Genomic DNA, 19,833 nt, shown 5'->3' on the forward strand with positions numbered 1-19,833 from the left:
GACGTGGAGGTGCTGGCCCCGGCCGTGGACGCCACCGTCGTCCCGGACTTCGTCACCTCCGCCGGCCGGGCGCTCGGCGTGCCCTACAACGGGTCGGTGGCCCGGGTGACGTTCGGGCCGGTCACCTACGCGCGGGTCCGGCGCTGGCTCGCCGAGCACGACCTCGACGTGCTGCACCTGCACGAGCCGACCACGTTCAGCATCTCGGTCCTGGCCCTGCTCGCCGCGCAGGGGCCGATCGTGGCCACGTTCCACACCTCGACCGAACGTTCCCGCGCCCTGATCGCGTTCGGCGGGGTGCTGCGCCCGCTGATGGAGAAGGTGACGGCCCGGATCGCGGTCTCGGCGATGGCCCGCCGCGTGCAGGTCGAGCACCTCGGCGGCGACGCGACCGAGGTACCCAACGGCGTCGACGTCGCCCGCTACGCCCACGGCCCGGACCTGCCCGGACGACGGCCCGGGCCGACCGTCGGGTTCCTCGGCCGGTTCGACGAGCCCCGCAAGGGCTTCCCGGTGCTGCTCGAGGCGGTCCGCTCGCTGTCGGCGACCCGCCCCGACCTGCGGATGCTGGTCGTCGGCCGGGGTGACGAGGCGGCCCTGCGCCGCCAGGCCGGACCGGAGCTGGCGGGCCGGATCGACGTGCTCGGCGCCGTCGACGAGACGACCAAGGCCGCGGCACTGCGCGCGATGGACCTCTACTGCGCGCCGAACCTCGGCGGCGAGAGCTTCGGCATGGTGCTGCTGGAGGCGATGGCGGCCGGGACACCGGTCGTCGCCAGCGACATGGAGGCCTTCCGCGCCGTCCTCGGGAGCGACCCGCAGGCCGGGGTGGTGGTGCCGACCGGTGACCCGGCCGCGCTCGCCGCGACGCTGGGATCGCTGCTCGACGACCCCGCTGCGCGTGCGCGCCTGGTCACCGCAGGCCGGGCGCGGGCCGCGGAGTTCGACTGGCCGGTGGTGGCCGCGGAGGTGCTGCAGGTCTACCGGGCCGCGATCGCCGCCGACCCGCGCCCGGTCGCCGGGGGAGCGGCGTGAGGTCCCCGGTCCCGGCCCCTGGCCCGGCTCCCGTCCGGACGGGTGCGGGGCGGTGAGCACCGTCGCCGTCGTCGCGCTGGCGCTGGTCGCGGTGCTGGTGGTGGCCGCTCTCACCGTGTGGTGCGTGACACGGGTGCGCCGCCTGGACCGCCTGCACCGGCGCGTCGACGCCGCTCGCGCCGGGCTCGGCGGAGCCCTGGCCCGCCGCGTGGAGGTCGCCCGCCGGGTCGCCGCGGCGCTCGACGAGAGGTCCGCCGAGCGCCTCCGCGCGGCCGCCGCGACCGCCGACGCGACCCGCGCCCCGGCCCCGGACGGCCGCGACCCGGCCGGTGCCCGGCAGGCCCGCGAGGCCGCCGAGAACGCTCTGACCAGCAGACTCGCCCGCGTCGACCCGAACCGGCTGTCCCGTCCGCTGTCCGCGGAGCTGGCCGATGCCCAGCAGCTCGTGATCCTCGCCCGACGGGTGCACAACGACGCGGTGCGCGACACCCTCGGCCTGCGCTCGCGCCGCCTGGTCCGCTGGCTGCACCTCGTCGGGACGGCGCCGGTACCGGTGTACTTCGAGATCGTGGACCCGGAACCGGGCGGGGGTGCCGCCCCCGGGGCTGACGTAGACTCGTCGAGTCGTCCGTCAGTGAGGTGATCAGAGGTGTCCGTGTCGTCTGACCAGGCCCGTCCCGAGAACTCGAGCCCCCGCAGTGCCGATGCGCGTCCCGCCGGCGCGTCTCTCGCGGGCCCCGAGCACGGCACCGCGCGGGTCAAGCGCGGGATGGCCGAGATGCTCAAGGGCGGCGTCATCATGGACGTCGTCACCGCCGAGCAGGCAAAGATCGCCGAGGACGCCGGCGCCGTCGCCGTGATGGCGCTCGAGCGCGTCCCGGCCGACATCCGCGCCCAGGGCGGCGTGGCCCGGATGAGCGACCCGGACATGATCGCCGGGATCGTCGACGCCGTGTCCATCCCGGTGATGGCCAAGGCCCGGATCGGCCACTTCGTCGAGGCCCAGGTCATCCAGTCCCTCGGCGTCGACTACATCGACGAGTCCGAGGTCCTGACCCCCGCCGACGAGGCGCACCACATCGACAAGTGGGCGTTCACCGTGCCGTTCGTGTGCGGTGCGACGAATCTGGGCGAGGCGCTGCGCCGGATCTCCGAGGGCGCGGCGATGATCCGCTCCAAGGGCGAGGCCGGCACCGGCAACGTCGTCGAGGCCACCCGGCACATGCGCTCGATCCGCGCCGAGATCGGCCGTCTGACCACCATGGACACCGCGGAGCTCTACATCGCCGCGAAGGAGCTGCGGGCGCCGATCGACCTGGTCACCGAGATCGCCCGCACCGGTCAGCTTCCGGTGGTGCTGTTCACCGCGGGCGGCATCGCCACTCCCGCCGACGCCGCCATGATGATGCAGCTCGGCGCGCAGGGCGTGTTCGTGGGTTCGGGCATCTTCAAGTCCGGCGACCCGGCACAGCGCGCGTCCGCGATCGTCAAGGCCACCACGTTCCACGACGACCCGGAGATGATCGCCAAGGTCTCCCGCGGCCTCGGCGAGGCCATGGTCGGTATCAACATCGCCGACCTCCCGGAGGACCAGCGCTACGCCACCCGCGGCTGGTAGGCCTTCGCCTCGCATCTGATAGCTCGGTAACGACGCTCGCTACGCAAGCTCCGCTCGAAACGCAACGCCCCGTCCGGGTCAACCGGGCGGGGCGTTGTCGTGGGACGGGCGTCCCCGTTCCCTCTCGTGCACATTCCGTCGTCACCCGGGTGTTGGTTTAACGACTCGATGTGGTGACAGTGGTGCACGCGGTGACCGTGTGACACATAGCGTCCCCCGGGAAGCACGAGACGTCAGGGTTCGACGAGACGAAAGTGGCGGAGGAGCCGAATGAGACGCTCTGTGACGATCGCGAGCGTCGTCGCCGCGGTCATGCTGATCGCACCGACGGCCGCGGTCGCGGACGTTCCGATCCGGACGGCCGCGGCACCCGCCGACTGCCCGGCGACCAGCCCCGGCACCGCGGGTGGATCCGGATCGGGTGATCCCGCCACCGGCGGTGACGAGAAGCCCGCCGGGGACGGGCCGACCGGGGACGAGCCGGCCGGGGATGAGAAGCCCGCCGGGGACGAGAAGCCGGACGACAGCACCTCGGCGGACCAGAAGTCCGGCGATGACGCCGCCGGTGACGAGAAGCCGGCCGAGGAGAAGCCGGACGAGGAGAAGCCGGCCGACGACGCCTCCGGTGAGCAGAAGTCCGGTGACGACTCCGGCGGGGGCGACGAGGACAAGGCCGGGGACTCGGGCGACTCGGGTTCTGGCGACGCGGGCTCGGGGGACGACTCGTCGTCCGAGGGCACCGTCGCCGCGGCCCCGGCCCCGGCGGCTCCGAAGGCCGCGGCCGACGAGCCCACCGACGAGAAGCCGGCGGACGAGAAGCCCGCCGACGAGAAGCCCGCCGACGAGAAGCCCGCGGACGAGAAGCCCGCGGACGAGAAGCCCGCGGGCGAGCCGTCCGGCGGGGACACCGGTGCGGCGGGGAAGCCCGCACCGGCGGCCCCTGCCGACTGCGCGGCCCCCGCCGACACCGCGGCCGCGCCGGCTCCCGGCGCGGCCGCGGGCCCGGCCGGCGCCGAGACCAGTGCCGGTGTGATGAACAAGTGGGGTGAGCCGAACCGGGTCGACGAGTTCGACAAGGATCTGTCCGGCTGGTCGGCCTACGACGGGGAGGGGCACGCCGGCAACGGCCGCCGGTCCCCGGAGGCGGCGTCGACCAAGGACGGTCTGCTCACGATCAACGGCGACGCCGAGGGCACGACCGCGGGCCTGGCCTGGAACCCGGGTCAGAAGTACGGCCGCTGGGAGGGCCGGGTCAAGGCACCCGCGTCCGACCCGTCGTACAACGCGCTGCTGCTGCTCTGGCCGGATGCCGAGGACTTCCCGGTCGGCGGTGAGGTCGACTTCATGGAGATGAGCGACAGCACCCGCCAGAAGACCGAGATGTTCCTGCACTACGGCGAGGACAACAGCCAGGTCCAGGGCGAGGTCAAGGTCGACGCGACGCAGTGGCACAACTGGGCCGTGGAGTGGACTCCGGACCACATCACCACCTACCTCGACGGCAAGGAGTGGTGGACCACCACCGACACCTCGATCCTGCCGCCCGGCCCGATGCACCTGTGCATCCAGCTGGACTGGTTCCCCAAGGGGGAGGGCGAGGTGAAGCCTTCGGAGATGCAGGTCGACTGGGTGCGCCAGTACTCGATCCCGGAGACCGAGCAGGGCGGGGACAAGAGCGAGGGCCTGCTGGACGGTCTCGGCGACCTCACCCGGCGCACCGAGGGCGCCCCGGACCCGGGACAGACCGGAGCGGGTCGGCGCGGCCCGAGCGGTGCCTGATCAGGAGGGGTACTCCATGACCAGGACCGCGGACGCGGAGGCGGTCGACGTCCGGTAGGAGTGGGGCCGGTCGGCGGGGAAGGTGACGTAGTCGCCGGGGTCGAGCTCGACCTCCTCGCCGACCGGCCCCGCCGTCCACCGGCCCTGCGAGACGAGCATGTGCTCGGTCGTACCGGGGCTGTGCGCGTCGGCCGTGCGCGGCTCGCCGGCCGTGGACGAGATCAGGTGCAGGTCCCGCCGGACGCCGGCGGGTCCGGCGGAGAGCAGCGTGCTGGTGAACGGCGAGCTCTCGGACCCGATCGCCACGCCCTCACCGGCGCGCACCACGCGGACCCCGGTCGTCGGCGGGTCGACGAGCGTGCTGAACGGGACGCCGGCGACCACCGCGATCGACCACAGCGTCTCCACGCTGGGGTTCCCGGTGCCCGCCTCGAGCTGGGACAGCGTCGACTTCGCGATCCCGGCCCGGCGGGCCAGCTCGGCCGACGAGATCCCCATCCGGGCCCGTTCGCGCCGGATGGCGGCCGCGATCGTCTGCAGCGGCGACGTTCGTTGCATCGGTCTCCTCGTTCGGCTTGACGAACGGTTGCGTACTCGTTCATCGTACCGGTCATGGGTTCGGCAGATCGAACGAGGCGGGCGGCGTTCCGGTTCGACGCCGACCTGCGTGACGCGCTGGCGCTCTCGGCCGCCGTCGGCGTCGTCGGGGTGTCGTTCGGTGCGCTCGCGCCGGCCGCGGGGCTGACGCCGCTGACGACGATGGCGATGTCCGTGCTGGTCTTCGCCGGGGGAGCGCAGCTGCTGGTCACCGGCGTCCTCGCGGCCGGAGGCGGGCTGGTCGCCGCGGTCGTGGCCGGTCTGGTGCTGAACCTGCGTCACCTCCCGTTCGGGCTCGCGCTGGCCGGCACGATCGGCCGTGGCCCGTCCCGTTTCCTCGGTGCGCACGTCGTCACCGACGAGTCGACGGCGTTCGTGCTCGCCCGGTCCGGGGACCCGGCCCGCGCCCGCCGGGCGTTCTGGACGCTCGGGACGATCAAGTTCGCCTGCTGGCAGGCCGGCACCGCCCTGGGCCTGTTGCTCGGCGCGAGCATCCCCGACCCGTCGGTCTTCGGGCTGGACGCGGCGTTCCCGGCGGCCCTGCTGGCGATGCTGGTCCCGATGCTGCGCCGGGTCGACGCCCGCCGGGTCGGCGGCGCCGCGGCGGTCGTGGCGCTGGTCGCGTCCCCGTTCGCGCCGGCCGGTGTCCCCGTGCTGGCCGGGCTGCTGGGAGTCGGCGCGGCCGGTCGCGGCCGCCGTGTCCGCCGTGTCCTGCGAAGCCGGTCCCGGGTCTCCGGAGGCGGATCATGACCTGGACCGCCCTGCTCGTGCTGGCCGGTGGCACCTACCTGCTGAGGCTCGCCCCGCTGCTGCTGCACGACCGCTTCGAGCTGTCGCCGCGGACGGTCCGGGTCGTCGAGCTCGCCGCCGTGGCCCTCCTGGTCGCCCTCGCCGCGACCGGGACCTGGTTCGAGGGCGACCGGTTCGCGGGCTGGGCCCGCCCGGCCGGGGTCGCGGTCGCGGCACTGGCGGTGTGGCGGAAGGTCCCGTTCGTGCTGGTGGTGGTCCTCGCCGCCGGGACGACCGCGGGGCTGCGTCTCCTCGGCGTCGCGTGACCCGACGACCGACGACGTGACCGGCCCGCTCGCCCGCCGCGGGTGCTTCTCGAAAAGTCCCTCGCCAACTCTCGGAGTTCACGAGCGAGTTTCTGGGGGGCACCTCCCTCGGGAGGCTTCAACGGCGACACCACGGGCGTCCGGCTCATCACGGCAGCCGCGGCGGCGGCGACCCGGGTCACGAACCGGCCCTGCCATCGCGCGGCGACGGACCGGGCACGCGAGGATCGGCGCCATGCGTTGCCTCGTCGTCGGTGCGACCGGCTACATCGGATCCCGGCTGGTGCCCCGCCTGCTCGACGCCGGGCACACCGTGCGGGTCCTGGTACGCGACCCGGCCCGGCTCGACGGCCAGGACTGGGCCCGCGCCGTCGAGGTCGAGCAGGGCGACGCGACCGACCACGACGACGTGGCCTCGGCCTGCGACGGGATGGACGCCGTCGTGCACCTGGTGCACGCGATGGAGGGCCCCGGCTACGCCGAACGCGACCGGGTCGCCGCCGAGGCACTGGCCGACGGGGCCGCGGCCGCCGGCGTGCGCCGGATCGTCTACCTGGGCGGGCTGCAGCCGGCCGGGGAGACGAACGGCGTGTCCGGTCACCTGAGCTCGCGCCGCGAGGTCGGCGACATCCTCCTCGCCGGGTCCGTGCCGGCCGTCGTGCTGCGGGCCGGGATCGTGGTCGGGACCGGGTCGGCGAGCTTCGAGATGATCCGGCACCTCACCGAGACGGCGATGGGCGGCCCGCTGGTGCTGCCGCTGCCGGACCGGATGTGGAACCGGATCCAGCCGGTCGCCGTCGGCGACGTGCTGCACGCGATCGCCGGCTGCCTGGAGCTGGCGCCCGAGGTGCACCGCGGCTTCGACATCGGCGGTCCGGAGGCGCTCACCTACCACCGGCTGATGTCGGGGTACGCGGCCGAGGCCGGTCTGCGCCGCCCGCTGCCGATCCCGGTGCCGCTGTCCGCCCCGCGGCTCACCGCCCGCGCCGTCGCCGCGCTGACGCCGGTGCAGCGCGGCCTGGCCGAGCCGCTCGTGGAGTCGATGAAGCACGAGCTCGTCTGCGACGAGCAGGACCTCGCGGACCTGTCCGCGCTCATCGGCGATCCCCCCGGCGGGCCGACGCCCTACCGGAGGGCCGTGCGCCGCGCGCTGGACGCCGAGGGCGCGGCCGGGCCCGGGCCGTCCGACGCGCCGGGGTCCGGCGCCGTCGAGCTGGTCTCCGAGCACGTGCACGACGTCGACGCCCCGGCCGACGCGGTGTGGTCGGTGATCGCCGGACTCGGCGGCGACACCGGCTGGTACACCGTGCCCGGGGTCTGGACGGTCCGCGGCTGGGTCGACGGCCTGCTCGGCGGACCCGGGAACCGGCGCACCCGCCCGGCCCGGCTCACCTCCGGCGCCGCCCTGGACTTCTGGCGGATCGAGGACGTCGAGGAGGGTCACCGGCTACGCCTGCGCGCCGAGGCCGCACTGCCCGGCACCGCCCGTCTGGAGCTGCGCGTCGACCCCACCGGACGGCGGGCGAGCCGCTACGTCCAGCGCGTCACGTTCCGCCCGCGGGGGATGGCGGGGCGCGCCTACTGGTACGCCGTGTACCCCGGCCACCAGTTCGTGTTCGCGGTGATGGCCCGCACGATCGCCGGGGTGGCCACCACCCGCCACCGCCGGGCCCAGAAGGCCCGCTGAACCGTCCCGCCCGCGTCAGCCCGCCTCGTCGACGTCCTGCTCGCCGGTGGCCGCGACCGAGCGGCTGCGGGCGTGCTCCACCTGCTCGGCGCGCTCCTCGGCGGCGAGACGGGTGAGCGCGGCGCCGGCCTCGGCGTCGCGGGTCAGGTTCTCCCCGGTGGCCGGGTCGAACACGTGGACCTTGCGGCTGTCGAGCCAGAACTCCGACTCGCGGCCCTCCCGGATGCGGCTGGTCGAGTCGATCGACACGATCGCCTGCGTGCGCAGCTGGTCCGAGTCGAGCTCCCGGGAGAGCTCCTTGAGCTGCGTGGTGACCTCGGCCGGGGCCTCGTAGGGGATGTAGGCGTACTGCGAGTCGCCCAGCCACTCGGTGACGTCGACGCGCGCGGTGAACGTCGAGCCGACCCCCTTCTTGGTCTCCTCGACCAGGGAGGCGTCCTCGAAGTACTCCGGGCGGATGCCGACCAGCACCAGGTCTCGGTCGCCGACGGCCTTCGCCCGCTTCTCGTCGAGGTCGATCGGGCCGAACGGTGTGTCGAGCGCGTTCCCGTTCAGGGTCGCGGGCAGGAAGTTCATCGGCGGCGAGCCGATGAACCCGGCCACGAACAGGTTGACCGGCTGCTCGTAGAGCTCGCGCGGCGACGCGACCTGCTGGATGACGCCCTTGCGCAGCACGCAGACGCGGTCGCCCAGGGTCATTGCCTCGGTCTGGTCGTGGGTGACGTAGACAGTGGTGATGCCCAGGCGGCGCTGCAGCCGTGCGATCTCGGTGCGCATCTGCCCGCGCAGCTTGGCGTCGAGGTTGGACAGCGGCTCGTCGAACAGGAACGCGTCCGCGGAGCGCACGATGGCGCGTCCCATCGCGACCCGCTGACGCTGGCCGCCGGACAGGTTCGCGGGCTTGCGCTGCAGGTGCTCGTGCAGCTCGAGGACGTCCGCGGCCTCGTCGACCTTGCGCTTGACCTCGTCCTCCGGGGCCTTCTGCAGGCGCAGCGGGAACGCGATGTTCTCGAACACCGACAGGTGCGGGTAGAGCGCGTAGTTCTGGAAGACCATCGACAGGTTCCGGTCGCGCGGGGCCTTGTCGTTGACCTTCTTCCCGCCGATCATCATGTCACCGGAGGTGATGTCCTCCAGGCCGACGATCATGCGCAGCAGCGTGGACTTCCCGCAGCCGGACGGCCCGACCAGGATCATGAACTCGCCGTCGGCGATGTCCATGCTGACGTCGTTCACGGCGGGGAAGCCGTCGCCGTACTTCTTGACGATGTTCTTCATGTCGATCGACGCCATGACTGGTCGTCCTCCTCGAAGATCAGATGTGAGGGCTGTGCCGATGCGCGCTTCGCAGGCTCCGCGCGGTCAGCCCTTGACGGCGCCGTTGGTCAGACCGGCCACGATGCGTCGCTGGAACAGCAGCACCAGGACCACGACCGGGATCGTGACGATCACCGCGGCGGCCGCGATCGGGCCGTTCGGCGACTCGAACTGCGACGCCCCGGAGAACAGGCCCAGCGCCGCCGGGACGGGTCGCGCGGCCCCGGTGGAGGTCAGCGAGATGCCGTAGGCGAAGTCGTTCCAGGCGATGAAGAACGCGATGATCGCCGTGGTGAACACCCCCGGCGCGGCCAGCGGGACGATCACCTTGCGGAACGCCTGCCAGGTGGTCGCGCCGTCGACCTGCGCGGCCTGCTCCATCTCCCACGGGATCTCGCGGAAGAACGCGGACAGCGTCCAGATCGAGATCGGCAGGGTCAGCGACAGGTAGGGGATGATCAGCCCGGGCCAGGTGTCGTAGAGCCCGATCTGGCGCCACAGGTTGAACAGCGGCGTCACGATCGAGATCACCGGGAAGATCGCCACCGCGAGCGCGGAGGACAGGATCAGCTTCTTGCCCCGGAAGTCCAGCCGCGCGATCGCGTAGGCGCAGAACATGGACAGGACACACGAGATGAACGTCGCGATCAGCACGATCCCGAACGAGTTGCGCAGCGCAGGCAGGAACAGCTCCGCCGCGTCGCCGACCAGGATCTGCGAGTAGTTCTCCCACGACACCTCGGTGGGCAGGAACTGCCCGTTCGCGATGTCGGACGACGACTTGAGCGACAGCGACACGATCCACCCGACCGGGAGCAGCGCGTAGACCACGATCACGATGCCGGCGACGACCCACAGCACCTTCTCGCGGGTGGACATCAGTTCTCCCCTCGTTGGGCCGACAGGTCCACCTTGAAGCCCTTGATGAACAGCACGCAGATCAGCACCACCGAGACGAACAGCATCACCGACACCGCCGACCCGAGCCCGATCTCGAGTCGCGAGATCGTCTGGCGGTAGGCCAGGAACGAGACGGTCTCGGTGCTGTTCGCCCCAGCGGTCATCACGAACACGCTGTCGAACACCCGGAACGCGTCCAGGGTCCGGAACAGCACCGCGACCATGATCGCGGCCTTCATGTTCGGGATGGTCACCCTGCTCATCCGCTGCCACCAGCTGGCGCCGTCGACCTTGGCCGCCTCCTGCAGCACCTCGGGCACCTGGGCCAGGCCCGCGAGCAGCAGCAGCGAGATGAACGGCGTGGTCTTCCAGATCTCGGCCAGGCAGATCACGAACAGCGAGGAGAACGTGCCGCCGAACCAGTCGGTGTCCGCGCTGACGCCCGGCAGCCAGTCGAACCAGGAGTTGACGAAGCCCGAGTCCAGCGAGAACGCGTACTGCCAGGCGAACGCGGCGACCACGGTGATCACCGCGTACGGGATCAGGATGACCGCACGCAGCACCGGGCGGATCGCCTTCAACGCCTTGATCATCACCAGGGCCAGCGCGAAGCCGAGCACCAGCTCCACCGCGACGGTCACCACGGTGATGAACACCGTGACGCCGAACGAGGTCCACCACACGGAGTCGGTGAGGATCACCAGGTAGTTGTTCAGGCCGACGAACGAGCGCTTGTCCGGGTCGGTGAGCCGGTAGTCGAACAGTGAGTAGTAGGCGGCCTGCAGGATCGGGTACGCGGTGACCAGCAGCATCACCACGAACGCGGGTCCGGCCAGGAGCCACCCCAGCCGCTGCTCGGCCCGGGCCCGGTCGCTCGTCCCGCCGCTGGGGCGGACCGGTTCCGTGGTCTCCTCGGTCCGTGTGGTCGTGGTACTCACAGGAGCTTCTCCTTCGCCAGCACGGCCCTGATCAGAGCGGCGGTCGCAGGCCCCACCGTCGACGGGTCGATGGCCGCCGTCGGGTGGTAGTTGCGTTGGAGGCTCTCCGAGATCTCGGCGTAGTAGGCGGTCTGCGGTCGCGGCGCGGCCTGGTCCAGCGACTGCCTGATCACCGGAGCCATCGGGAACTCCTTGAGCACCTCCGGGTCGGAGTAGACCGACTCCTTGACCGCGGGGTTGCCGTTCGCGACGAAGTAGTAGGCCTGGTTGGCGGGCGAGGTGATGCACTCCGTGGCGCGGTAGGCCAGGTCGGGGTTCGGGCTGAACCGGCCGACGCCGAGGTTGATCCCGCCGTAGGGCGGTGCGCTCGGCCGGGCCGCGTCGGTGCGCGGGTACTCGCCCCAGCCGGTGTCGGCGAGCAGCGAGGCCGGTGCCGAGCCCTCCTCGACCGCGCTCTTCACCTTGCCCCACAGCGACGAGGGCCACAGCACGGTGAACATCGCGCTGCCGTCCTGGTAGGCGTTGGCGTTCACCTCCTCGTCCGCGGTGGAGAACCCGGGGCCGGCGACGCCGGAGACGGCCTTCATGATCTCGGCCGACTTGCGTGCGGCGGGCGAGTCCAGGCCCAGCCCGACCGCCTTCGGGTCGTCCGGGGAAGGGTTGGTGACGATCTTGCCGCCGCCCGACTCGATCAGGGCGTTGAGCCACACCGTCAGCGACTCGCCCCGGTCGCCCTGCGCGGCGAGCTGAGAGCCCTTGCGCTGCGCGGCGGCGACCAGCTGGTCCCAGGTGACCGGCCTGGTCGGGTCCAGCCCGGAGCCGGCGATCATCGACTTGCGGTACCAGAACAGCTGGGTGTTCGCCCAGAACGGCACCGTCACCAGACGCCCTCGCCACGTGGAGCCCTCGATGGCCGAGTTCACGACGCCGGCGGTGCTGCGCCTCGCCACGTCCTCGGGTATCGGGGCGAGGAAGCCGGCCTCGGCGAACTCCGGGATGTAGGGCGGGTCGATGCTCATGATGTCGATCGACGAGTCGTTCGCGGCGAGCCGACGGACGAGCTGCTGGCGCTGCTCGGCGGCGTCGTTCGGCAGTGTCGAGACCTCGATCTGGTACGCGCCACCGGACGCCGCCGTGCAGCGCGCGGCGATCTCCGCCTGGCCGCCGTCGTCGGGGTTGATGTACCAGTTCAGGGTCGGCGGGCCGGTCGGGCCGGCGCCGCACCCGGCGAGCCCGACCATCGCGGCCGCGACCACGCCTGCGGCCAGGGCGCGGCTTCTCCGTCTGGGGCGACGCATGACGATCACTTCCGAACTGTCGCGGCCTCACCATTGCGTGGAAGCGCTTTCAGGCGAGCACTCTGACCCGGATGGGGGACGGGTGTCAAGGCTCACAGAAGCCTTCGCTCCCCGCCGTTTTCGGGGGCGCTCCGGATGGAAGATCGGCTCTCGACGCCGTCGTATCCAGCGGAAGATCCGCAAACGCTTCCAGGAATCCGCGGTATGCTGCCGCCCGTGCCCACCGCGGTCAACCTGGCCGACGTCGCGCGGATCGCCGGGGTCTCACCGGCCACCGCGTCCCGCGCGCTGAGCGACCACCCGCACGTCGCGGCGGCCACCCGCGCGCGGGTCTGGCGGGTCGCGACCGACCTGGAGTACGTGGTGTCGCCGGAGGCCTCGCGGCTGGCCGGCGGCAGTACCGGCCGGGTCGCGGTCGTCGTGCCGCACCTGTCGCGCTGGTTCTTCGGTGCGATGCTGGAGGGGCTGGAGTCGGTCCTGCGCGAGGCCGGGCTGGACCTGCTGCTCTACCGGGTGGGCGAGGCCGCGGAGCGGCAGGCGTTCTTCGACGAGCTTCCGGCCCGTCGCAAGGTCGACGCCGTGGTGGTCCTGGGCTTCGCCGTCGGCGACGACGAGCGGCGCAGGCTGGAGCGGATCGGGGTGGACATCGTGGTCGCAGGCGAGCAGAGCGCGTCCTACCCCTCGGTGCGGATCGACGACCACGCCGCCGGACGCCAGGCCGTCGACCACCTGGTCCATCTCGGGCACCGGCGGATCGCGATGATCGCCGTGCACGACCCCGGTGCGGACCCCGCGCACCCGGCGGGACGGTCGTCGGCCTACCACGCCGCGCTGGCCGACGCCGGCATCGCGGCGGACGCGACGCTGGTCGTCACCGTGGACCGGGGAGCGGAGCAGGGAGTGGACCAGGGGGCGGAGGCGATGGGCGCCCTGCTCGGCGCGACGTCCCCGCCGACGGCGGTGTTCGCGCACTCCGACGAGCTGGCCCTCGGCGCCGTGCGCACCGTGCGCCGGGCCGGCCTGCGGGTGCCCGAGGACGTCTCGGTGATCGGCGTCGACGACCATCCGCTGGCCGCGCTGACCGACCTGTCCACGGTCGGGCAGCCGGTCCACGAGCAGGGGGAGATCGCCGGGCGGATGGTCGTGTCGGGGCTGCGGGGGGAGGCGGTCGAGCGGGTGGTCCTGGTCCCGACCCGTCTGGTGATCCGGGGGAGCACCGCTCCGCCGCGCCGGTCACGGCGCGGCGCGACCCGCCGGGCGGACGTGTGAGCGCGGCGCCGGAGCTGACGCTGCGGGTCCCGTCGCCGGGCCTGCTGGCGTTGCCGTGGGAACGCCCGCTCGCGGACTGGGACGTCACCGACGTCCCGTTGCGCGACGTCCCGGTCGGCCCGAGCCGGCATCTGGTGCGCTTCGTCGAGACCGACGGCTGCCTGTGGGCCCTCAAGGACCTCCCGGAGCGGATCGCGCGGCGCGAGTACGCGGTGCTGCGGCGCCTCGAGGACGACGGCCTGCCCGCGGTGCGCCCGGCCGGGGTGGTGCACCAGCCCGAGCACGACACGTCGATCCTGCTCACGCGCTACCTGGAGGGCTCTTGGCAGTACCGGCGGCTGTTCATGCGGCTGCCGCCGAACCGGCCCCGGCACCGGGCACGGCTGTTCGACGCGATGGCCGGGCTGCTCGTCGAGCTGCACCGGCACGGCGTGTTCTGGGGCGACTGCTCGCTGGCGAACACGCTGTTCATGCGGGACGGGCAGACGCTGCAGGCCTACCTCGTCGACGCCGAGACCAGCGAGGTGCACCCGTCGCTCTCGGACGGGCAGCGCGAGCACGACCTCGACATCCTGGTGGAGAACGTGGCCGGCGGCATGATCGACCTCGCGGAGCGCCTGGAGCGGCCGCCGGAGATCGTCCCGCAGCTGATCGAGGAGGCCCGCGGCATCCCGGACCGCTACCGGGCGCTGTGGGACGCGCTGCACACGGCGCCGACGTTCGCGTTCGGCGACCGGTACCGGGTGGAGAGCAAGATCCGCGAGCTGAACGACCTCGGGTTCGCGGTCGAGGAGCTGACCCTGGCCCCTGTCGCGGGCGAGGCGGGGCAGCTGCGGCTCAGCGTGGCGGTGGGGGACCGCAGCTTCCACTCGGGGCGCCTGCGCGAGCTCACCGGCCTCGACGTCGGCGAGGGGCAGGCGACCATCCTGCTCGGTGACGTGCGGGCGCACCGGGAGTGGATGGCGAGGCGCTCCGGCTCCGCGGTCGGCGAGCGGGCGGCGGCGACGAGCTGGCTCGAGGACGTGCTGCGTCCCGGGATGGAACGCGCGCACGCCGCGCTGGGGCGCGTCGGGACGGCCGTGCAGGCCTACTGCGACCTGCTCGAGGTGCGGTGGATCCTCAGCGAACGGGCCTGCGCCGACGTCGGGGACGCGGTCGCGCTGGCGGCCCTGGGCGGGTCCGCGCCCACCGACTCGGCGGCGAAGATGGCGGTCGCCGACGCCTCCACCGGGCAGTTCCGGATCCCCGCCGACGACGACCCGGGCTGAGCCGGGCCGCCCCTGTCGGGACGGGCCGGCCCCCACCTGCCGCTGCTGGTCCGGCCGGGCCGACCACGAGCTGAGCGCCGCGCTACCCGGCCGGGACGGCCCCGGGCTCCGGCGTGGTCTCGGTGACGTCGCCGGCGGGTGTGGCGTCGGCGCCGTCGAGCACGGCCGGGTTGCCGCCCCACGACTCGTGCGGGCCGACCTGCTCGCCCTTGAGCAGGAACGAGTCGGCGGCCAGCCGGGCACCGTCGCCGATGCTCGTGCCGTAGTGCGCGAACGCCCGGACGCCGAGGGTGGCGCCGTCGCCGACGTGCACCCGGTCGGACTGGAAGTACCCGTCCTCGAGCGAGTGGCACTGGATCACGCTCAGCGCGTTCAGCGTCACGTCGTCGCCGATCGTGACCAGCGACTTCTCCGGCAGGCCCGCGCCGTCGTCGAAGCCCCGGCGGCCGATCTGCAGGCCGGCGATCCGGTTCGCGATGTTGGCGAACGGGGTGCCCGGCAGCGGTGCGCGGACGTAGAACTTCCAGAGCCGCTCGTGGTGCCAGAAGTAGCGGTCGTAGATCGTGCAGTAGCGCGGTGACAACGACCGGAAGCCGAGGACGGCCCGTTCCAGCAGTGCCGACCACACGACCAGCAGGACCGACCCGAGGATCAGGGCGCCGGCCAGTGCGACGACCCCGAGGGTCGGCCACAGGGCCGCCGCGGCGGCCGACGGGAGCAGGGCGAGCGCCAGCCCGAGGGCACGCAGGAACAGGACCACCGCGACCGTGCCCGCGTTGTACCGGTTCTTGGCGCGCAGCCTGCCGGCCAGCTCGTCCCCCTCGGGGAACGGCGCGTCGTCGCTCTCGCGCCCCGTGCTGGTCCGCGAGATCTCCATCGGAGGCGAACCGAGCAGTCCGGTGTCCTGCCGGACCGGCCCGTCCATCGGGATCATGGCCTTCGTCGCCAGCAGGACGTTGTCCCCGGTGCGCGCCCCGGCCGGGAAGTGCACGTCGTTGCCGACGAAGTTGTTCTCGCCGAGGGCGACCGGACGCGCGGTGAACGCGTCGTGGGAGTAGTCGACGTTCATCACCCGCAGGCCGTCGGAGACCATCGTGCCGGAGCCGACCGTCGTCAGGCCGGGCGCGTCCTGGCGCAGCTGGGTGCCGAAGTTGGAGCCGGTCTGGCGCAGCTGCGTGAGGTCGTAGCCCATCCCGCGCAGGTACCCGGTGATGAACGAGCTGTCGCCCAGCAGCAGTACCAGGAACCGGGAGTTGCTCAGCAGGGTCTGCAGCTGCTGCACGAGGTGGTGTACGCCGTGCAGCGGGTATGCCCGCCCCGGCGTGATCAGGACCGCGGCCAGGCGCGGCAGTGCCATCACCGCGAGCAGCGCCAGGACGGTGACGGCGACGTAGAGGCCCACCACGGCGGCGGCGCCGAGGGCGTAGGACGTCGCGTCCGGTGCGGTGCCCGCGGTCAGGCCGAGACGGCCGGCGACCAGCGGGCCGACCTCGCGGTAGACGAGCACGACCGCGGCCAGGGCCACGGCGACGGTGCCCGCGGCGGCCGTGAGCAGCGCCGCGCTGTAGGCGGTCGCCCGCAGCCGGCCCGACCCCGACGGGGGCACCGTCCGGTGCTCGGTCGTCGTCCGCTCGGCGGGGGAGCCGTGCCAGGACGTCCCGGCCGGCAGGGAGCGTCCCGGGTGCAGCGCCGAGCTGTGCCCGAGCTGCGCGCCGTCCCCCATCGCGGTGCGGACGTCGAGGACGCTGCCCTCGCCGACCCAGCAGTCGTCACCGAGCTCGACCGGGCCGGTCTCGACCCGCCCGCCCACGACCCGGTAGCCGCGCATCGCGACCTCCGGGTGCACGAGGGTGCGCTCGCCGATCCGCAGCAGGTCGGTGACCACCGGGGTGTCGCGGGTCAGCACGACGGCGCCGCGCCCGACCCTCGCCCCGAGCGCGCGCAGATGCAGGTTGTAGAGCGGCGACCCGGCGAACAACGTCATCGGGCTCATCCGCAGCAGGGTCGTGACCACCCAGAACCGCAGGTAGCGAGCGCTCCATACCGGGAACTGAGCCTCCTTCCAGCGGCCCAGGAGCAGCCACTTGGCCAGCACCGGCAGCACGCACAGTGCTGCGAAGACGGCCACGCCGGCCAGTGCCGCACGCCCGCCGACGGCGACCCAGCCCGCTCCGGCCGCCGCCCACCGGTAGCCCTGGCTCGCGACGATCGCGCCCAGCAGGGCGAACGCGGCCAGCAGCACCGCCTGGGCGGTACCGGTGAGGACGTAGCCGAGTGAGGAGGATTGCGGGACCGGCCGGTCGGTGACCGACGGGGCGCCGGTGGCCTCGCCCAGGTTCGCGGCGAGGTCGCGGACGCTCGGGTGCCGGTAGACGTCGCGCGCGGACACCGTCGGCAGGTCCGGGCGCCCCCGGACCTGCGCCGCGAAGCGGGCCATCAGCAGCGACGTCGCTCCGAGCTCGTCGAAGAAGTGCCCGGTGACCGACACCGCCTCGACGCCGAGGGTGCCGGCCAGGATCTCGGCCAGGCCGCGCTCGACGTCGCCCTCCGCCTCGACGTGCGGCCCGCCGGAGGCCAGCCGGCCACCGGTCGGGACCGGCAGGTTCTTGCGGTCGGCCTTGTCGCTGGTGGTCATCGGGATCGTCTCGAGCGGCTCGAGGTAGGTCGGGACCATGTAGGCGGGCAGCCGGTCGCGCAGGTGAGCCTGCACGGTCCGGGCATCCGGCGCCTGCCGGTCGCCGCGCGCGCTGTAGTAGCCGACGAGCTCGGTCGTGCCGGGCACCGGCTCGAACGTGTCGACGACGGCCTGGGCGACGCCGTCCACGGCGAGCAGCACCGACTCGATCTCGCCGATCTCGATCCGGTAGCCGCGGATCTTGACCTGCAGATCGATCCGGCCCTGGTACTCGATCTCCCCGGCCTCGTCGACGCGGCCGAGGTCGCCGGTGCGGTAGATCCGCCCGGAGGGGTTGGCCGGCAGCCCCAGGAAGTCCGGGACGAACGACTCGCGCGTCTTGTCCTCGCGGCCCAGGTACTCCCGCGCCAGCCCCACGCCGGCGATGCCGATCTCGCCGGTCTCGCCGTGCGGCAGCGCCCGGTCCGGGTTCTCCGGGTCCAGGACGACGATCATGTAGGTCGGGAGCGGCGTCCCGATCGTGACCGCCCGGTCCGGGTGCAGCTCGGTCCAGGTCGCGGTGACCGTGGCCTCGGTCGGGCCGTAGACGTTGAGGAACCGCCGGTCCTCGCGGTACCAGCGCTGCACCAGGTTCTGCGGGCAGGCCTCGCCGGAGACCAGCAGGAACCGCAGGTCCGGCACGTCGTCGTCGAGCGTGGCCAGCAGGGTCGGCACGCAGCACATCGCGGTGACGCCACGGCCGGTCAGGAACTCGTGCAGGTCGGGGCCGAGCAGGGTGACCCCGGCCGGCTTCGGCACCAGCGTCGCGCCCGCCATCCACGGCACCCAGATCTCCTCGACCGAGAAGTCGAAGGCGATCGTGAGCCCCTGGTACATCCGGTCGTCGCCGGTGATGCCGTAGACCTCCGCCGCCACCCGCACGAAGTTGCAGATGCTCGGGTGCTCGACGGCCACACCCTTGGGGCGCCCGGTCGAGCCCGAGGTGTAGATGATGTAGGCGAGCTCGTCGGCGGGGTCCTCCCGCTCCGCGGGGGAGATCCGGTCCGCGTCCTGGCGCAGGATCCGGTCGACCTCCTCCCAGGTGCACACGACGGTGACGCCACGCGCCCGGGTGGCCTCGGCCAGGCCGTCGACCTGGCCCAGGGCCGAGCCCGACGTCAGCAGCATCGTCGCCGCGGAGTCGGAGAGGATGTAGTCGATCCGGTCCGGCGGGAAGCCTACGTCGACCGGGACGAACGCGGCGTCGATCTTCAGCACGGCCAGCATCCCGACGTAGGAGCCGATCGCCTGGTCGAACAGCAGGGCGATCCGGTCGCCCGGTCGCGCGCCGCGGTCGAGCAGGTGCCGCCCGAGGCGGTTGGCCCAGGCGTCCAGCTCGGCGTAGGTCAGCTGCTGCTCGCCGGTGTCGACGGCGACCGAGTCGGGACGGGCGTCGCACACCTGCTCGAACAGGTGGACCAGCCGTTCCCCGGGTCGCGTGCGGGGCGGTTCGGGACCGGTGCCGGCGGTCAGCACACGGGTCCGGTCGATGTCGGCGGCCGGGCCGTGGGAAGCGGTCCCGATATCGTCACGAGTGATGACCCGCTCACCCGTGGAACCCGTGCGCACTACGTCGGACATGGTTCGCTGTTACCCCGTTGTGCGGGCCACGCATTCGTCAACCCCCAGGTGGGCCTCCTCACCGCTCGAGGGGTGAACCATTGCCCGTCCGGCGACGAACAACGGGATTCACCAGCCCGGCTTCACGGATTCGATTGCGCTGCGCAACAGCATGATCCGGTGCAGCCCGCCCGATCGCCGAAGGCACCTCGGTGATCAGCCCATGAGGGATTCGAGCAGATCCGTCCCGAGGTCCGCGGTCGGTTCCGGGAACCGGAGATGCGCATTCCGGTACCACTGAGCGGGCGCCTCCGGGTGCGGTCCGCACACCGCGACCTTTCCGTCGCCGAAAGGTGCCACGGCAGCCGCGATCGGGCCGTTCCGGTATCGGGCGAGGACGGTCATGTCCGGTACCGCGCGCCGGTGCGGGACGACGAAGCCGCCGTCCTGGAAGTACATCTCGCGCGGCTCGCCGCGCCAGAGCACGTCCACCAGCGCCGGCTCGTCGGTGCGGACGAGGGCGCCCTTCGAGGAGAAGTACTCGTCCACCCGTCCGGGGAACAGGTTGAAGAACCCGGGCTCGGCGAGGTAGCCGCCCATGCAGATGCCGAGGTAGCGACCGCCTGCGGCGACGAACCGGCGGATCGCGCCCTTGTTCCGCCGCTGCCGCCGGAACGCGGTCTCGTCGTCGCCGGAGCCGCCGGGCTGCGCGTAGAGGACGACGCCGGGCAGTGCCAGTGCCTCGCGGACGCCGAGCTCACCCTCGGGGCCCGCGGTCAGTACGTCGAAGCCCCACGGCGAGCCGCGCAGGAGCGCGGCCATCGCCGCGGTGTCGTCA

At 72.9% G+C, this 19,833-nt stretch carries 16 protein-coding genes; 9 read left to right on the forward strand and 7 right to left on the reverse strand.

Features of this window, described 5'->3' with window-relative positions:
- The 4 genes from I4I78_RS15295 to I4I78_RS33850 all read left to right on the forward strand — a co-directional run.
- On the forward strand, positions 1-1,035 hold a 1,035-nt coding region (locus I4I78_RS15295), incomplete at its 5' end, for a glycosyltransferase family 4 protein (RefSeq protein WP_218611991.1).
- Between the two features lie 52 nt (positions 1,036-1,087).
- Entirely contained in the window at positions 1,088-1,678 is a 591-nt protein-coding gene (locus tag I4I78_RS15300; RefSeq protein ID WP_218611992.1) for an NUDIX hydrolase, read from the forward strand.
- A gap of 12 nt (positions 1,679-1,690) precedes the next feature.
- Positions 1,691-2,653 (forward strand): pyridoxal 5'-phosphate synthase lyase subunit PdxS, encoded by a 963-nt coding sequence (gene pdxS / locus I4I78_RS15305; protein WP_374225875.1) that lies wholly within the window; start codon positions 1,691-1,693, stop codon positions 2,651-2,653.
- A gap of 282 nt (positions 2,654-2,935) precedes the next feature.
- Entirely contained in the window at positions 2,936-4,432 is a 1,497-nt protein-coding gene (locus I4I78_RS33850) for a glycoside hydrolase family 16 protein (RefSeq protein ID WP_218611993.1), read from the forward strand.
- Here I4I78_RS33850 and I4I78_RS15315 read toward each other — a convergent pair whose 3' ends face one another.
- Positions 4,433-4,990: a helix-turn-helix domain-containing protein gene (locus tag I4I78_RS15315; protein ID WP_218611994.1), complete on the reverse strand. Its 558-nt coding sequence runs from the start codon at positions 4,988-4,990 to the stop codon at positions 4,433-4,435.
- A gap of 54 nt (positions 4,991-5,044) precedes the next feature.
- On the opposite strand from I4I78_RS15315, the gene I4I78_RS15320 reads away from it, so the two are divergent.
- From I4I78_RS15320 to I4I78_RS15330, 3 genes are all read left to right on the forward strand, one after another.
- The gene (locus tag I4I78_RS15320; protein ID WP_218611995.1) at positions 5,045-5,779 is read left to right on the forward strand and encodes an AzlC family ABC transporter permease; all 735 of its coding nucleotides are present in this window, start codon (positions 5,045-5,047) and stop codon (positions 5,777-5,779) included.
- The gene (locus I4I78_RS15325; protein WP_218611996.1) at positions 5,776-6,084 is read left to right on the forward strand and encodes an AzlD domain-containing protein; all 309 of its coding nucleotides are present in this window, start codon (positions 5,776-5,778) and stop codon (positions 6,082-6,084) included. Before I4I78_RS15320 ends, I4I78_RS15325 begins: the two co-directional genes overlap by 4 nt.
- 235 nt (positions 6,085-6,319) lie before the next feature.
- Complete coding sequence (locus I4I78_RS15330) at positions 6,320-7,771, forward strand: SDR family oxidoreductase (protein ID WP_218611997.1); 1,452 nt, start codon at positions 6,320-6,322, stop codon at positions 7,769-7,771.
- A 15-nt stretch (positions 7,772-7,786) separates the two neighbouring features.
- Here I4I78_RS15330 and I4I78_RS15335 read toward each other — a convergent pair whose 3' ends face one another.
- The 4 genes from I4I78_RS15335 to I4I78_RS15350 form a co-directional block, all read right to left on the reverse strand.
- The gene (locus I4I78_RS15335) at positions 7,787-9,064 is read right to left on the reverse strand and encodes an ABC transporter ATP-binding protein (RefSeq protein WP_218611998.1); all 1,278 of its coding nucleotides are present in this window, start codon (positions 9,062-9,064) and stop codon (positions 7,787-7,789) included.
- A gap of 69 nt (positions 9,065-9,133) precedes the next feature.
- The gene (locus tag I4I78_RS15340; protein ID WP_218611999.1) at positions 9,134-9,967 is read right to left on the reverse strand and encodes a carbohydrate ABC transporter permease; all 834 of its coding nucleotides are present in this window, start codon (positions 9,965-9,967) and stop codon (positions 9,134-9,136) included.
- Positions 9,967-10,926 carry a carbohydrate ABC transporter permease gene (locus I4I78_RS15345; RefSeq protein WP_218612000.1) on the reverse strand — a complete coding sequence of 320 codons (960 nt, stop codon included), beginning with the start codon at positions 10,924-10,926 and terminating at the stop codon, positions 9,967-9,969. Before I4I78_RS15345 ends, I4I78_RS15340 begins: the two co-directional genes overlap by 1 nt.
- Complete coding sequence (locus I4I78_RS15350) at positions 10,923-12,224, reverse strand: extracellular solute-binding protein (RefSeq protein ID WP_218612001.1); 1,302 nt, start codon at positions 12,222-12,224, stop codon at positions 10,923-10,925. Before I4I78_RS15350 ends, I4I78_RS15345 begins: the two co-directional genes overlap by 4 nt.
- 216 nt (positions 12,225-12,440) lie before the next feature.
- Here I4I78_RS15350 and I4I78_RS15355 point away from each other — a divergent pair, with 216 nt between their 5' ends.
- Complete coding sequence (locus tag I4I78_RS15355) at positions 12,441-13,493, forward strand: LacI family DNA-binding transcriptional regulator (RefSeq protein ID WP_218612002.1); 1,053 nt, start codon at positions 12,441-12,443, stop codon at positions 13,491-13,493.
- On the forward strand, positions 13,490-14,761 hold the full coding sequence (locus I4I78_RS15360; RefSeq protein WP_218612003.1) for a DUF4032 domain-containing protein: 1,272 nt from the start codon (positions 13,490-13,492) through the stop codon (positions 14,759-14,761). The genes I4I78_RS15355 and I4I78_RS15360 overlap by 4 nt, the downstream gene beginning before the upstream one ends.
- 82 nt (positions 14,762-14,843) lie before the next feature.
- On the opposite strand, the gene I4I78_RS15365 is transcribed toward I4I78_RS15360, so the two are convergent.
- Both I4I78_RS15365 and I4I78_RS15370 read right to left on the reverse strand, forming a co-directional pair.
- On the reverse strand, positions 14,844-18,911 hold the full coding sequence (locus I4I78_RS15365) for a Pls/PosA family non-ribosomal peptide synthetase (protein ID WP_218612004.1): 4,068 nt from the start codon (positions 18,909-18,911) through the stop codon (positions 14,844-14,846).
- Between the two features lie 300 nt (positions 18,912-19,211).
- The coding region (locus I4I78_RS15370; RefSeq protein ID WP_218612005.1) for a hypothetical protein at positions 19,212-19,833 on the reverse strand (622 nt) is incomplete at its 5' end.

It is taken from the genome of Pseudonocardia sp. KRD291, from assembly GCF_019263595.1.
Lineage (GTDB): Bacteria > Actinomycetota > Actinomycetes > Mycobacteriales > Pseudonocardiaceae > Pseudonocardia.

What these genes read in the sequence shown, in the direction of transcription:
- I4I78_RS15315 (WP_218611994.1), bottom strand. Translation starts at nt 4,990, where the DNA reads ATGCAACGAACGTCGCCGCTGCAGACGATCGCGGCCGCCATCCGGCGC.
- I4I78_RS15320 (WP_218611995.1), top strand. Translation starts at nt 5,045, where the DNA reads ATGGGTTCGGCAGATCGAACGAGGCGGGCGGCGTTCCGGTTCGACGCC.
- I4I78_RS15325 (WP_218611996.1), top strand. Translation starts at nt 5,776, where the DNA reads ATGACCTGGACCGCCCTGCTCGTGCTGGCCGGTGGCACCTACCTGCTG.
- I4I78_RS15330 (WP_218611997.1), top strand. Translation starts at nt 6,320, where the DNA reads ATGCGTTGCCTCGTCGTCGGTGCGACCGGCTACATCGGATCCCGGCTG.
- I4I78_RS15335 (WP_218611998.1), bottom strand. Translation starts at nt 9,064, where the DNA reads ATGGCGTCGATCGACATGAAGAACATCGTCAAGAAGTACGGCGACGGC.
- I4I78_RS15340 (WP_218611999.1), bottom strand. Translation starts at nt 9,967, where the DNA reads ATGTCCACCCGCGAGAAGGTGCTGTGGGTCGTCGCCGGCATCGTGATC.
- I4I78_RS15350 (WP_218612001.1), bottom strand. Translation starts at nt 12,224, where the DNA reads ATGCGTCGCCCCAGACGGAGAAGCCGCGCCCTGGCCGCAGGCGTGGTC.